Consider the following 13,414-nt stretch of genomic DNA (forward strand, 5'->3'; position numbering starts at 1 on the left):
GCACTGGCATTGGCGGTCGCTTTCTCCGCGGCGATTCTCACTCTGGTGGCAGTGGTCGTGACCGGGCTCCTGATCACCGGATTCCAGCACGTCCGTCCCGAGCCCGTCCTGTCGTCCAAGACGCTCTTCGAGCTGCTCAAGATGGCCTTCGCCGTGGTCGCCGGAGCCGGGGCGCTGGTCGGGCTCGTCATGGTCTACCGCAGGCAGCGCACCGCCGAGGCGGCCGAGAGCAGGGAGCAGATCAAGCTCTTCAACGACCGCTTCGCCGCCATCGCCGACCAGCTCGGGCATGAGCGGCCGGCCTCCAGGCTCGCCGCCGTCTACGCGCTGGCCGGGCTGGCCGACGACTCCGGCACCTGGGAGCAGCGGCAGACCTGCGTGGACGTGCTCTGCGCGTGCCTGCGGCTGCCCGCGCAGGACGACAACGGCGACAGGGAGGTCAGGCAGACCACGATCCGGCTGATCACCGCGCACCTGCGCGAGGACGCGGCCGTCAACTGGCGCGGCCACGACCTGGACTTCTCCGGGGTCGAGTTCCACGGCGGCGACTTCGGCGGCGCGACCTTCTCCGGGGCGCGGACCCGCTTCACCGGGGCGCGCTTCCGCTCCGGCGAGGTCTCCTTCCGGGGCGCGGTCTTCGCCGCGGGCGGCGTCTCGTTCGAGGGTGCGGAGTTCGGCCCGGCGACGCTGGACTTCAGGGAGTCGCGGTTCGCCGGGGCCGAAGTGAGCTTCCGCGGGTCCACGCTGGCGGGCGGCGTGCTGCGGATGGACAGAGCCAGGCTGGACGGCGGCGCCGTACTCTTCGACGAGGCCGAGCTGGTCAAGGGCCGCATCAGGCTGGAGGGCGCCGAGGTGACCGGCGGCCGGCTCGGCTTCGCCAACGCCCAGTTCAACGGCGCCGAGCTGCTGCTGCCGCGGGCGCGGCTCACCGGCGGGCAGGTGACCTTCAGCGGGGCGCAGTTCTTCGGCACGGAGGCGAGCTTCGCCGGCGCCGAGTTCGCCGGGGCCGAGGTGTCCTACGAGCACTGCCGCTTCGCGGCCGGGGCGATCTCCTTCGACCGGGCCGCGTTCACGGCCGGCACGGTGTCCTTCGACAGCGCCCGGCTGGCGGGGGCCCGGGTCTCGTTCGCCTTCACCCGCTTCGACGGCGGGACGGTCTCCTTCCGCCAGACATGCTTCCCCTCCGGCGAGTCGAGCTTCACCGACGCGCGCTTCGCCGCGGGCGTCGTCTCGTTCGCCAACGCCGAGGTGACGGGCGGCACCCTCACCTTCGACGGGGCGTGCTTCGAAGGGGCGCGGGTGGGCTTCGAGGAGGCCTGGTTCACCGCGGGACGCGTCTCCTTCGACGGCGCCGAGGGCAGCCAGACCATCGACCTGTCCCGCAGCACGTTCAACGGTGCCGACGTGGTGGGCCTGACCACCTGACCAGCGCCTGTTGTTACGGCGAGTTCCCGTACGGCAGGCCACCGCCACCGTCCGCCCGCCGCACTCCGGCTGAGGACCCCTGACCGGCGCTTCCGGCGAGTCGGCGCCGCTTCCTCGCCGTCACGCCCATTCGGGATCGGGGCACCCCGGTCGTTGTCTCCCGCCGTACCAGGCGCCGACCTCCGCCGCACACCTCCTCGCCGCCCCGGCGCCCGGTCGGCGACCTCGTGGCTACGCACGCGGTAGGGGCACGGCCCGCCTCGCCCTGTCCACGGGCGAGTGGGCGCAGGCAGCGAGCCTGTTCGTGCCCGGGGCGGTGCCGGCCGCGATCCTCGTTCGCGCCGGCTACCAGGCGGCGGGCTGGTGGTCGATCGCTTTCTCGGCGCCCGCCCTGATGGCGGCCCGCCGTACCGGGGAGGTCACGCGGTGAAGTCGCGGACCAGCTTGTCGAACTCCTCGGGGCGCTCGAGGTAGGCGACGTGGCCGGCGTCGAGTTCGGCGTAGGAGGAGCCGGGGATGGAAGCGTGCAGGTCGCGGGACGTCTCGACGGGGATGAGGGCGTCGCGGGCCGTGCCGATCACCAGGGTGGGGGCCTGGATGAGGGGCAGCAGGTGGCGGATGTCGACCCGGCGGTTGAGGTCGACCTGGCGCAACCGGTTCGGGGTGGACACGAAGTAGGCCGCCAGCTCCTCCACCGCGTCCCTGCCGATCTCGTTGAGATGGCGGCGGCTGAACCCGGTCAGCATCGAGAAACGGGCGAAGCCCGCCGAGTCGCCGCCCAGGCGGTGCCAGATCTCCAGCGCGTTGCGCAGGTACTCGTCCTCGGTGTGGCTCCAGCCCGCCACCGGGATCAGGCGGCGCACCAGGTCGGGCCGGGTGGCCGCCAGCGACAGCGCCACCACCGCGCCCAGCGAGAAGCCGAGCACGTCGACCGGCCCCCGCCCGGTGTCCTCGATCACGGCGGCCAGCTGCCGGGTGAGCGCCTCGACGGTCAGCTCGCCGCCGTCGTCCTCGACCGGGTCGCTGCCGGACAGGTCGGGCAGGATCACGGTGTTGCGGCCGGCGAAACGTTCGGCGAAGCCGCGCCAGATCACCGAGCCGGGGCCGGTGCCGTGCACGAACACCAGGCCAGGCCCGCTCCCTTCGGTGCGGTAGCCGATGCGGGCGCCGTCGACAGTCAGGTTCGTCATGCCCTGCACGCTGCCAGGTCCGCGCCGGGATGAGGAGCGGACCGGATTCCCTAGGACAAGGGGTCCTAGCCTGCGGCATTCGCCGCTGTTGCAGGATGGACGGCATGGATCGACCAGAGCTCGCCGACTTCCTGCGCCGTGCCAGGGAGCGGCTCCTGCCGGGGGAGGTGGGGCTGCCCTCCGGGCCGCGCCGCCGTACCCCTGGACTGCGTCGCGAGGAGGTCTCCCAGCTGGCGGGCATGTCGGCCGACTACCTGATGCGGCTGGAGCAGGCGCGCAGCCCGCAGCCGTCGGTGCAGCTGCTGTCCGCGCTGGCCCGCGCGCTGCGGCTGACCAGGGAGGAGCGCGACCATCTCTACCTGCTGGCCGGCCACCGGCCGCCCGCCGGGCCGCGCGCGGGCGACCACGTCAGGCCCAGCCTGCTCTACCTGCTCGACCGGCTCACCGACACGCCCGCGCAGCTGCAGAGCGACCTGGGCGACGTGCTGGCGCAGAACACCATGGCCGAGGCGCTGTTCGGCTGCCACTGCACGGTCGTGGAGCCCGACCGCAACATCGTCTGGCGCTGGTTCACCGACCCTGCCGTGCGCGAGGCCTACCCGGAGGAGGAGCACGAGGCGCACGCCCGCACGCACGTGGCCGACCTGCGCGCGGCCGTGGGCCGCCGCGGCCAGGACGGGCCGTCCGCCGCGCTGGTCGAGCGGCTGCACCGGGCCAGCGCGGAGTTCACCGTGATGTGGGAGCTGCACGAGGTCGCGGTACGGCGCCGCACCCGCATGCGGGTCCTGCATCCGGTGATCGGGCCCATGGAGTTCGACTACGAGACGCTGCTCGCCCCGGCCGAGGACCAACGGCTGCTGGTGTTCACCCCGCCGCCCGGGTCGAGGACGTTCGAGGCCCTGGAGTTGCTGCGCGTGGTGGGCCCGGAGACGGCCCACCGCGGTCACGCCTGATTCAGGATCTTGACCAGGGCGAACTCCTCGTGCTCGCCGTGCACGGTCATCTCCTTCACCATGCCGACGCCGTGCACGTAGTACTTGTGGTCCAGCGCGCCGGGCTCGAGCGGCGTCCACTCCTTGGTGACCAGCGCCGACGGGAACGACTTGTACGGCGTGGACACCGGCGCCGACATGTCGATCACCTCGAAGTAGTCCTCGGCGACACCCGGGGAGTACTCCTGCCGCATCGACTGGCCGACGCGGGGATCCGCCGTCATGAGGATCCCGGCCCGGGCGCCGGGCTCGCCCGCGTGCCAGCTGCCCTCGGTGGTGACCATGCTGCCGTCGGGCGCGAGTTCGGCGGTGTCCTCGCCGAAGTACCAGACGTTGCCCTTGGAGTCCTGGCTGTAGTAGTCGCGCGTGGTCTCGGCGAGCTTACCTTTGACATAGAGCAGGTCCAGGACGACCCGGCACGGCTTCCCGTCGATCTTCTGGGTCTCCTTGGAGATCCGGAGGTACTCGACGGCGGCCTCGTCGTCCTGGGTGCCGTGATAGACGAGCGTCGTGCCCGGCTTGAGGGGGAACCAGGGGTTGGTGACGTTCGCGGAGAATACTGGAGCAGTCGCCTGGGCGCCGGGCGTGAGGGACGTCGCGACCAGGACGCCTGCGAGCCATGTGAATCGGGACATTCTTCCTCCCTGGGCGATACCGACCAGGATCCGCCGCCTCCGATAAGAGGAGGCTGAGAGGAGCCCGCCATGCGCGTGCTGGTGGTGGAAGACGAGCCGGAAATGGCCTCGATCCTGCGCCGGGGCCTCACCGAGGAGGGCTTCGCCGTCGACGTGTCCGGCGACGGCGAGGAGGGTGCCTGGTACGCGGCGGAGAACGCCTACGACGTGATCGTCCTGGACGTGCTGCTGCCGGGGATCGACGGGTTCGCGGTGCTCGAACGCGTCAGGGCCGCGGGCAACTGGGCTCCGGTGCTGCTGCTGACCGCCAGGGACGCCGTCGAGGACCGGGTGCGCGGGCTCGACCTGGGGGCCGACGACTACGTGATCAAGCCGTTCGCCTTCGCCGAACTGCTGGCCAGGCTCCGGGCGCTGCTGCGCAGAGGGGCGGGGGAGCGGCCCGCCGTACTGTCCGCGGGTGACCTCCAGCTCGACCCCGCCCGTCACGAGGTGCGGCTGGGCGGGCGGCCCGTCAGCCTGACCGCCAAGGAGTTCGCCCTGCTCGAGTACTTCATGCGCAGGCCCGGCCTGGTGCTGTCCAAGACGGAGCTGGTCGAGCACGTGTGGGACTTCGCCTTCGACCGCGACTCCAACGTCGTCGAGGTCTACGTCGGCTACCTGCGCGCCAAGCTCGGGCACGGCCGGATCGAGACCGTCCGCGGGGCGGGATACCGGTTGCGATGATCGCCAGGATCTCCCTCAGAGTACGGCTGACGCTGGCCTTCGCGCTGGCCATGGCCCTGGTCCTGGCGGGGCTCGGCGGTTTCCTCTACGCCCGGCTCGGCGCCGAGCTGCTCAACGGCGTCGACCTCGACCTGCGGTCCAGGGCCGGCGTGATCGTCGGCGCCCTCGAGCGGCACCACCCCGCGCCCATGGAGATCGGGCAGAACCTCATCGACCCCGACGAGGCCTTCGCCCAGATCCTCGACTCCTCCGGCCACATCCTGCAGACCACCGACGCCGTCAGCGCCGCCCCCATGATCGGCGTCCGCGGCCTGACCGGGCCCACCTTCTTCACCACCCGGGTGGAGGGAGTGGACGACGAGGCGCGGCTGCTCGCGGTGCCCACCAGGTCAGGGATCGTGGTCGTCGGCGCGCCGCTCGGCGACCGGCAGGAGGCGCTCGACAGCCTGCTCACCCTCCTGCTCATCGGCGGCCCGTGGGCGCTGGCCCTGTCGTCGGCCGCGGGCTGGCTCGTCGCAGCCGGCGCGCTGCGGCCCGTCGAGCGCATGCGCAAGGAGGCCGCGGCCATCTCCGAGCTGGAGCCCAACCGCCGCCTGCCCGTCCCGCCCGCGGGCGACGAGCTGACCGAGCTGGCCGTGACGGTCAACGCCATGCTCGATCGGCTGCACGACGCGGCCGCGCGACAGCGCCGCTTCGTCGACGAGGCCAGCCACGAGCTGCGCACGCCGCTGGCCATCCTCAAGAGCGAACTCGACCTCGCGCTGGCCCGCCCGCGCACGCGCCAGGAGCTCGAGCTGGCCGTCCAGTCGGCCTCCCGCCAGACGGACACCCTGGTACGGCTCGCCGAGGACCTGCTCGTTCTGGCCCGCACCCGCCACGGCCGCCTGCCCGTCCACCGCACGCCCGTCCGCCTCGGGGACTTCCTGCGCGAGCTGGCCTTCGAGGGCGTCACGGTCTCGGCCCCCGACGAGACCGTTCGCCTCGACCCGCTCCGGGTACGGCAGGCGGTCGGCAACCTGCTGGACAACGCGGTACGGCACGGCCACCCACCCATCAGCGTCCTGGCCTCCAGGGACGGCGGCACGATCACCATCTCCGTGGAGGACGACGGCCCCGGCTTCCCGCCCGACCTGGCGGAGCGCGCCTTCGAGCCCTTCGTCAGCGGCCCTGGCGGGGGAGCGGGGCTCGGCCTCGCGATCGTCAAGGCCGTCGCCGAATCCCACGCGGGCACGGCCACCCTGAGTCTCCCCTCCCGGATCACCATCGTCCTGAGCACCGCGGATACCGACGAGCCGGAGCCCCCGTGATCAAGGTGCCCACTCCAGGAGGTTTCCGTTCGGCGTGACGGCGAGGAAGTGTCACCGACTCGCCAGAGGCGCCGGCCGCGGGCCCTCAGCCGAAGTGCGGCGGGCGGGCGGTGGTGGCGGCCTGCCGTACGAGAACCTCGTCCAAGGGCTCAGCGGGCGGTGGGAAAGACGATCGTGATGGTCAGCCCGCCGCCGGGGTTGGGGCAGGCGTCCAGAGTGGCGTGGTGGGCGCGGACGATGGCGCGGACGATGGGCAGGCCGAGCCCGTGGCCCGAGCCGGGCCCGCGGGTCTGGCGCGTGTCGAGCCGGTGGAACGGCTCGAAGATCAGCTCGAGGTCCTCGGGCGCTACGACAGGCCCTGTGTTCGCGACCGTGAGCCGCTCGCCGGTCAGGACGACCTGGACCTGGCCGCCCGGCACGTTGTGACGGATCGCGTTGGTCAGCAGGTTGGTCACGAGCTGCCGAAGCAGGACGGGATCGCCGTGCACCACGGCCGGCCGTACCGACACGTTCAGGGTGAGGCCGCGGGCGTCGAGGGCGGCCGCCGACTCGGTGAGGAGCCTGGCCAGGTCGACGGGTTCGGTGGCGCCCAGGCCGTGCTCGGCGCTGGTGAGGGTGAGCAGGGCCTCGGTGATGTCGATGCTGCGCTGGTTGGTGCGCAGCAGCCTGTCGCCCAGCACGCGCAGATCCTGGCCGTCGGGGTCGGCGAGCGCCACCTGGAGCATGGTGCGCGTCGTGGCCAGGGGTGTGCGCAGCTCGTGCGAGGCGTTGGCGGCGAAGCGGCGCTGGGCCTGGAAGGCCACGTCGAGCCGGTCGAGCATCTCGTCGAAGGTGTCGGCCAGGTCCTTGAGCTCGTCGGCCGGGCCATCCAGGGCGATGCGCTCGTGCAGATTGCCGGTGGCGACGGTGCGGGCGGTGGCGGTGATGTCGTGCACGCGGGCCAGCACGCGCCCGGAGACGTACCAGGCCAGCGCGAGGGCCAGCGCGGTCAGCACCACCAGGCCCACGCCGCTGAACAGCAGCAGGGTGGCGAGCACGTCATCCTTGCTGCTGATGTTCAGCACATCGGGGCCGGCCGCGGTCGGCATGGGGCTGGGGAACCGGGTCGGGCCCGCGGTGGGAGTGTCGTGTTCGGGGAAGGCGTAGCGGGGGGCGTACCGCATGAGCAGGTACACCAGCCCCATCAGCGCGGTCCCTGCCACGAGGAACAGGCCCCCGTAGATGAGCGTGAGCCGGGCCCTGATCGTCAGGCGTCTCACGACGGGGGCAGCAGGCTGTAGCCGACGCCGGTCTCGGTGTGGATGACCGGTGGATCGCCGAGCTTGCGCCGCAGCGTGGACACCGTGATCCGCACCGCGTTGGTGAAGGGGTCGGCGTGCTCGTCCCACACCTTCTCCAGCAACTGCTCGGCGCTGACCACTCCGCCGTCCGCGCGCAGCAGCACCTGCAGGACGCCGAACTCCTTGCGGGTCAGCCGCAGATAGCGGCCGTCGCGGTAGGCCTCGCGGCGGAACGGGTCGAGCCGGATCCCGCCGTGCCGCAGCACCGGCGGCGCGGCGGGCGCGCTGCGCCGCTCCAGCGCCCGCAGCCGGGCCACCAGCTCGGCGAAGTCGAACGGCTTGACCAGGTAGTCGTCGGCGCCCAGCCGCAGCCCCGCCACCTTGTCGTCCAGCCGCCCCGACGCGGTCAGCATCAGGATGCGGCAGGCCGGGTTCGTCGCCGCCAGCCGGCGGCAGACCTCGTCGCCGTGCACGCCGGGCAGATCACGGTCGAGCACCACGACGTCGTAGTCGTTGACCGCCAGCCGTTCCAGCGCCGCGTGCCCGTCCGCGGCCAGGTCGACCGCCATCGCCTCGCGGCGCAGCCCCGCCTCGAGCGCCTCGGCCATGTAGGGCTCGTCCTCCACGACCAGCACCCTCATCCCCGCCCCTTTCCCGCGCGCGGCCAGCTTGATCGATCGGACATATGGCCCGCATATGGTTTTTCCGCGACACCGGCAAAACACCCCGGCTGGTGCAGTGACCTGCGCACCGTCACCGACCGGGGAGTCGCCATGCACACCATTCTGGATCGCGCCCGCGCCGCCGCGCCGGCCACCGCCCGCTCCCGCTCCGTCATCGGCGAGGCGCTGACCGCCTGGCTGCTCACCCGCGCAGGGGTGGCCCTCCTGGCCGCGGGCGGCGCCTGGTACCTGAACCTGGGCAGGGACGCCGGCCACGTGGAGCGGTGGATGCGCTGGGACGCGGTGCACTTCATGCGCATCGCCCGATGGGGCTACGACGGCGATCCTGACGTCGCCCCCGACCCCGGCCTGCCGGCGTTCTTCCCCGGCTTCCCCCTGCTGCTGCGCGCGGTGCACACCGTGATCGGCGACTGGACGCTGGCCGGGCTGCTGATCTCCCTGGCCGCCGGGGCGGTCGCCGTGTGCGCGCTGGCCCGCCTCGCCGACGAAGGCACCGGGCCGCGCGCGTTGGCCCGTCTCGCAGCAGAAGGCACTGGGCCGCGCGTGTTGGCCCGTCTCGCGGAAGAAGGCACAGGGTCGCGGGCGGTGTGGGCGCTGCTGCTCGCCCCGCCGGCAGTGTTCCTGTTCGCCGGGTACAGCGAGGCGTTGTTCCTGGCCTTCGCGCTGCCGGCCTGGCTGCTCGCCGGCCGCGACCGCTGGGCCGCCGCCGCCACGTGCGCCGCCTTCGCCTCCTCGGTCCGCGTCACCGGCCTGTACCTGGCCGTGGCGCTGGCCGTACGGCTCGCCCTGGCCTGGCGGGCGGGACGGGTACGCCCGCGTACCGCCGGCTGGCTGGCGCTGCCGTTCCTACCCCTCGCGGCCTACAGTTTCTACCAGTGGACCAGGACGGGAGACTGGCTCGCCTGGCAGAGCGCGCAGAAGGCCGGCTGGGGCAGGGAACTGACCTGGCCGTGGGAGGCCTGGCAGACCAGCTGGGACGCCGCCTGGCACGTGGACAACGCCTTCACCTGGGCCTTCCGCGGCGAACTCGCCGCCGCGGTCATCGGCGTGGCGCTCACCGCGTGGCTGGCCCACCGCCGCCTGTGGCCCGAATGCGTCTACGTCGGCCTGCAGGTGGCCGCCCTGACCACCTCGACCTACTACATGTCCATCCCGCGCTCGATGCTGCTCTGGTTCCCCCTGTGGCTCCTCCTCGCCCGCGCCCCCCGCCGCATCTTCCTCCTGTACGCCGCCGTGTCCATCCCCCTCGCGGTCCTGCACGTCCTGATGTTCGCCAACAACATCTGGGCCGGCTGAAGCCACAGGCCATGTCTTCAAGGACGTGCCGCGCCCGGCAGCAGCACGTCCTCGCCGTTGTCCTGGACCGGGACGACCGGTGTGATCTCAGCCGGAGACCGGCACCCCGCGTCGCTGGTACTAGTTGTAGATCTTCCAATCCGTGCACTTCCACCGCTTGTTGGAGTACACGCAGCCCCTGAAGGCGCGGTTCCCCGTCTGGTCGATCGCGTAGGTCGTGGCGTGGGAGCCACTGGCGTGGCAGGCGTGGTAGCTCCGCCCGCCGTCGTCCGACCAGTCCAGGGAGATCTTCTCGCCGCGGTGGAGGCGTCCCGTCGCGAAGTAGATGTTCCGCCCCCGGTAGGGACGGTCCTTCGACTTCCAGACGTTCACGAACCCTCCGCCGGTCTCGGCGTAGCCGACCTGCGTCTCGTTGTTCGTGATGCCCGAGTTGATCTTGGGGCCGCAGCTGAAGTTGACGGGACCGGCGGCGGTCGACGCGCTCGCCTCCACCGGCATCGCGAGCAGTGTCGCTAACCCGCCCACGACCACGAGTCCCTTGATGACCTTTCGCATGTTCCCTCCCTGTTTGGAAGCTGTGCGGGGATCATGCGGCAGGTCGTGTTGAGAAGATGTTGAGTTCTTGTCCAGACGGGTTCCCCGCTCTCCCGTGCATGAGCGCCATCGACATCGGCCAGGCCATCGTGGAGGGATGAGTCGAGATCCAGGCAGCGGACCTGATCGGTGCTCGGTCGCGCGTAGTGTCCCTTCACGGGTATGACCCCGGCTCAGGTCAGGTCGGGCGAGCGAGGTACGCCGTCTTGGAGTCGGAGGAGAAGCCGCACGCTCTGTAGAACGCGTGGGTAGCAGGCTTGCTGGATCCCGTTTGCAGCATCGCCTTGTAGCAGCCCGCTTTCCAAGCCGCCCGGAGCGTGCCGGCCATGATCTGCCTACCGAGCCCTGTTCCCCGCAAGGTCTCCTCAACGACGACATTCTCGATGACCGCATACGAGGAGGCGGATCGAGTGAGGTTCGGGATCACATTCAGGTACGTCATCACCGAGCCCCGTCTACGAGGCCTTGCGCTCCGAGCTCGACTGCCGCCAGGCGCTTTTCGAGGGCTTCGAGCCCGTTGGCGAGCAGGATGTGGCGCGAGCCGTGCAACGGGTCCTGGCAGTGTTGCCAGCAGAACCGCACGCCGTACCATCGCCCGTTAGCAAGAATGAGCTCCCAGCGGTGGCCGTACGCCGCCTGCAGCGCGGCCAGGGTCACCGTCATTGGGGCACTGCCGTTCCTGGGCAGGGCACTGAGTGCTTCCGCTGGAGTTCGGCGTACCGGCGTGCTATGCGGTTAGCGGCCCGCAGCGGATCGGTTGCCGGGTGCCAGGCGTAGACCACCCGTTTGCGAGCCTCGTCCCACCCCACGCGCCACCAGTAGCGCTCGTGGTTGCACCACACCACCAGGTCCACCCAGACTGACACCAGGGCAAGGCCGTAGCCGTCGTGAACGTCGGTGGCGATCCCCTGCAATGCGAGGGCAGCGGCCAGTCGTTCAGCGTCACATAGGGCGGAGCTGTCGGCCCCGGAAAGCGAGTTTGTCGGCGCCTGGTGATGGAGTGCGCTCATGGGGCGATCATTGCCTGGTGCGTATCCGCAGGTTAACGGCCTAGCGCTGAGGGTGCTGTGGATATTCTCGTCACGAATATCAGTGCGCTCCGAGTTGGCGACCTAACCTAGCGTTGTGACCCAGACACAAGGCTCTCTACCGCCTCAGTTCTGGTCGGCGCCCGCCGTGGCCGCCGCGCTTGCCGCATGTGATCTCCCGACCGTCCTTGCGGAAGTACGGCAGGCGAACGGATGGACGCAAGCTCAGTTAGCCGAGGCGGTTGGCTACTCCCAGAGCTGGGTGTCCAAGGTGCTTCGTGGCCGCCAGCCGCTCACCGTGGACCAGGTTCGGGAGATATCCATCCGGATCGGAATTCCGCTTCACCTACTCCGGTTCGGTGTCCGAGGGGATGACGATCCGACGAAGCGCAGAGATTTCGGCAAGGTCGTGGCGCTGACGGCGCTTGCAGGTGTGGCCCTTCCCAAGCGTCCGGATGTGGACGAGACCACAGCATCGACCTTGACCAGCATCACAGGCGCTCAGCGCCGCCTGGAAGCCACCACGCCGGCCCGTGAGCTGGCCCGAGGCGCCGTGGCCCATGTCGATCTCGCCAACCGCATCCTTGGCCGTGCCTCCCGCTCGCCCTTCGCAGGAGACATCAGGGCAGGCCTGAGCGAGGCCGCAGGCTTCGCCGCCTGGGTGCACGCCGACATGCAGGACACCGGCACAGCTCGCCTCTACTACCGTCGGGCGATCGACAGCGCCCGCCAGGCGGAGAATGCACTGCTCGCCGCCTACATGCTCGGCAGCCTGGCTGCCTTCGAGATCGACGCAGACGACCCGATGCTGGCTCTCAGACTGATCACTCGCGCGCGGCGAGAGATCGGTGAGCAACCTCCGCCTACCGCCCGTGCATGGCTGTCGAGTATCGAAGCCCTTGGCCATGCTGCGGAGCTCAACGAGCCTGCGGCACTTGCAGCCCTGGAACTGGCGTGGTCAGCGGTTAGAGCAAGCGAGCGATCAGTTGCCCCACCGTGGCCCTGGGTGTTCCCGTTCGATGACGCCAAACTGGCGGGTTACCGAGCCCTGGTCATGGTACGGCTCGGCCATCCCAGGGATGCTGTCACCGCGTTCAGCGAGGCGTTGTCGTCAGCCCAGCCCGCCGCCAAGCAGCGCGGCGTGCTCATGACCGAGATTGCTACCGCCAAGGCCATGTCCGGACACTACGACGAGGCGTTCCACCTCGCGTCCAACGCCCTCACCGTGGGGGCGACCTACGGCTCGGAGCGGGTCCTGCACCACGTCAAGCGGTTCCGCAGAAGCTATGGAGGTCCGGTAACCGCCACAATCCGTTCGTTCGACGAGCGTCTACAGAGCACTCTTCTAGGGGGATCATGATTCGCATCGCTGTCTCCGGTCATCGCGGCCTGCGACCCAACACAGTCGCGTTGATCGATGCTGCGATTCGAGAGGCGCTGGCCCGACACTCGTCCGGCCTCACCGGGCTGTCCTGTCTGGCTGATGGCGCTGACCAGATCTTCGCGCGTGCCGTACTCGATCTGGGCGGGGAACTGGAGGTTATGATCCCCGCGCAGCAGTACCGGGATGGCCTGCCGAGTGAGTTCCACACGGCGTACGACGAACTGTTGCGCCGAGCGAGCCAGGTGTACCGACTGGACTTCGTCGAATCCACTTCCGAATCGCACATGCAGGCCAGTAGTCGCATGCTCGACGACGCCGACGAGTTGTTCGCCGTTTGGGACGGCCAGCCTGCTCGGGGGTACGGCGGAACCGCTGACGTGGTGACCGAGGCGCGGAAACGCGGTGTACCCGTCCGGGTGATCTGGCCCGAGGGCGCATTGAGGGATTAGGCCATGGCTCGGATCGGGCCTGTTGAGAGCGTTCGCCACAACCCATCGACGTCGGTTCCCGCTCTCACATTGCGGGCCTTCGCGAGGGCGATCTGCGCGGCTGCGGTGCGTCCCCGGAGCGGCGGTCTCGCATTGGGCGGGGCGATGGGTTGGGCGAGAGCGGCGTGGCGGAGCCCGCTTCTGGCGTGATCCCGGAGGGCGATTCCGCCTCTGGGTGGGCGTCGGGCGGGTGGTGGGCAGGTGGGTTTGGGGCGGGCATTCAAGAAACACAGTCCTCGCGTCAGCGAGGGCCCTTTGTGGGGGTCGAAGGGGGCGGAGCCCCCTGGGAAGAACGGCCCCGAAGGGGCGGCGCGGGTGCAGGGGCGCGCCCCTGCCAGGGGTCGTGGGGGGCTCGGCCCCCCACTGAGGACAGTCCGTGGCTGCCAAGG

Annotated in this window: 15 protein-coding genes; 8 read left to right on the plus strand and 7 right to left on the minus strand. The window is 70.6% G+C overall.

What is annotated here, in order from left to right; genetic code table 11:
- Positions 1 to 45: 45 nt before the first annotated feature.
- Entirely contained in the window at positions 46 to 1,425 is a 1,380-nt protein-coding gene (locus tag KIK09_RS39310) for a pentapeptide repeat-containing protein (RefSeq protein ID WP_214324559.1), read from the plus strand.
- 304 nt (positions 1,426 to 1,729) lie between these two features.
- The gene (locus tag KIK09_RS59575; RefSeq protein WP_275956416.1) at positions 1,730 to 1,855 is read left to right on the plus strand and encodes a hypothetical protein; all 126 of its coding nucleotides are present in this window, start codon (positions 1,730 to 1,732) and stop codon (positions 1,853 to 1,855) included.
- Here the strand turns inward: KIK09_RS59575 and KIK09_RS39315 are convergent.
- Entirely contained in the window at positions 1,845 to 2,615 is a 771-nt protein-coding gene (locus KIK09_RS39315) for an alpha/beta fold hydrolase (RefSeq protein ID WP_214324560.1), read from the minus strand. The two genes, KIK09_RS59575 and KIK09_RS39315, sit on opposite strands and share 11 nt — an antisense overlap.
- A gap of 104 nt (positions 2,616 to 2,719) precedes the next feature.
- On the opposite strand from KIK09_RS39315, the gene KIK09_RS39320 reads away from it, so the two are divergent.
- Positions 2,720 to 3,568, plus strand: a complete 849-nt coding sequence (locus KIK09_RS39320) for a helix-turn-helix transcriptional regulator (protein WP_214324561.1) — start codon at positions 2,720 to 2,722, stop codon at positions 3,566 to 3,568.
- Here KIK09_RS39320 and KIK09_RS39325 read toward each other — a convergent pair.
- Positions 3,559 to 4,242 (minus strand): hypothetical protein, encoded by a 684-nt coding sequence (locus KIK09_RS39325; RefSeq protein ID WP_214324562.1) that lies wholly within the window; start codon positions 4,240 to 4,242, stop codon positions 3,559 to 3,561. The genes KIK09_RS39320 and KIK09_RS39325 overlap by 10 nt on opposite strands.
- 69 nt (positions 4,243 to 4,311) lie before the next feature.
- On the opposite strand from KIK09_RS39325, the gene KIK09_RS39330 reads away from it, so the two are divergent.
- Both KIK09_RS39330 and KIK09_RS39335 read left to right on the plus strand, forming a co-directional pair.
- Complete coding sequence (locus tag KIK09_RS39330; protein ID WP_214324563.1) at positions 4,312 to 4,965, plus strand: response regulator transcription factor; 654 nt, start codon at positions 4,312 to 4,314, stop codon at positions 4,963 to 4,965.
- Positions 4,962 to 6,272 carry an ATP-binding protein gene (locus KIK09_RS39335; protein WP_214324564.1) on the plus strand — a complete coding sequence of 437 codons (1,311 nt, stop codon included), beginning with the start codon at positions 4,962 to 4,964 and terminating at the stop codon, positions 6,270 to 6,272. The genes KIK09_RS39330 and KIK09_RS39335 overlap by 4 nt, the downstream gene beginning before the upstream one ends.
- A 149-nt stretch (positions 6,273 to 6,421) precedes the next feature.
- Here the strand turns inward: KIK09_RS39335 and KIK09_RS39340 are convergent, their stop codons facing one another.
- On the minus strand, positions 6,422 to 7,531 hold the full coding sequence (locus KIK09_RS39340; protein ID WP_308164584.1) for a sensor histidine kinase: 1,110 nt from the start codon (positions 7,529 to 7,531) through the stop codon (positions 6,422 to 6,424).
- Positions 7,528 to 8,193 (minus strand): response regulator transcription factor, encoded by a 666-nt coding sequence (locus KIK09_RS39345; protein ID WP_214324565.1) that lies wholly within the window; start codon positions 8,191 to 8,193, stop codon positions 7,528 to 7,530. The genes KIK09_RS39340 and KIK09_RS39345 overlap by 4 nt, the downstream gene beginning before the upstream one ends.
- Before the next feature lie 132 nt (positions 8,194 to 8,325).
- Here KIK09_RS39345 and KIK09_RS39350 point away from each other — a divergent pair, with 132 nt between their 5' ends.
- Positions 8,326 to 9,531, plus strand: coding sequence for a mannosyltransferase family protein (locus KIK09_RS39350; protein WP_214324566.1), 1,206 nt, complete (start codon positions 8,326 to 8,328; stop codon positions 9,529 to 9,531).
- 120 nt (positions 9,532 to 9,651) lie between these two features.
- Here KIK09_RS39350 and KIK09_RS39355 read toward each other — a convergent pair whose 3' ends face one another.
- The 3 genes from KIK09_RS39355 to KIK09_RS39365 form a co-directional block, all read right to left on the minus strand.
- Entirely contained in the window at positions 9,652 to 10,086 is a 435-nt protein-coding gene (locus tag KIK09_RS39355; protein WP_214324567.1) for a hypothetical protein, read from the minus strand.
- Between the two features lie 217 nt (positions 10,087 to 10,303).
- Positions 10,304 to 10,567: a GNAT family N-acetyltransferase gene (locus tag KIK09_RS39360; protein ID WP_250574546.1), complete on the minus strand. Its 264-nt coding sequence runs from the start codon at positions 10,565 to 10,567 to the stop codon at positions 10,304 to 10,306.
- Complete coding sequence (locus KIK09_RS39365; protein WP_214324569.1) at positions 10,567 to 10,788, minus strand: hypothetical protein; 222 nt, start codon at positions 10,786 to 10,788, stop codon at positions 10,567 to 10,569. Before KIK09_RS39365 ends, KIK09_RS39360 begins: the two co-directional genes overlap by 1 nt.
- 462 nt (positions 10,789 to 11,250) lie before the next feature.
- On the opposite strand from KIK09_RS39365, the gene KIK09_RS39370 reads away from it, so the two are divergent.
- Together KIK09_RS39370 and KIK09_RS39375 are read left to right on the plus strand one after the other, a co-directional pair.
- Positions 11,251 to 12,513 carry a helix-turn-helix domain-containing protein gene (locus KIK09_RS39370; protein ID WP_308164585.1) on the plus strand — a complete coding sequence of 421 codons (1,263 nt, stop codon included), beginning with the start codon at positions 11,251 to 11,253 and terminating at the stop codon, positions 12,511 to 12,513.
- Positions 12,510 to 12,986, plus strand: coding sequence for a hypothetical protein (locus KIK09_RS39375; RefSeq protein WP_214324570.1), 477 nt, complete (start codon positions 12,510 to 12,512; stop codon positions 12,984 to 12,986). The genes KIK09_RS39370 and KIK09_RS39375 overlap by 4 nt, the downstream gene beginning before the upstream one ends.
- Positions 12,987 to 13,414 lie beyond the last annotated feature (428 nt).

The organism is Nonomuraea sediminis, assembly GCF_018531495.1.
GTDB lineage: Bacteria > Actinomycetota > Actinomycetes > Streptosporangiales > Streptosporangiaceae > Nonomuraea > Nonomuraea sediminis.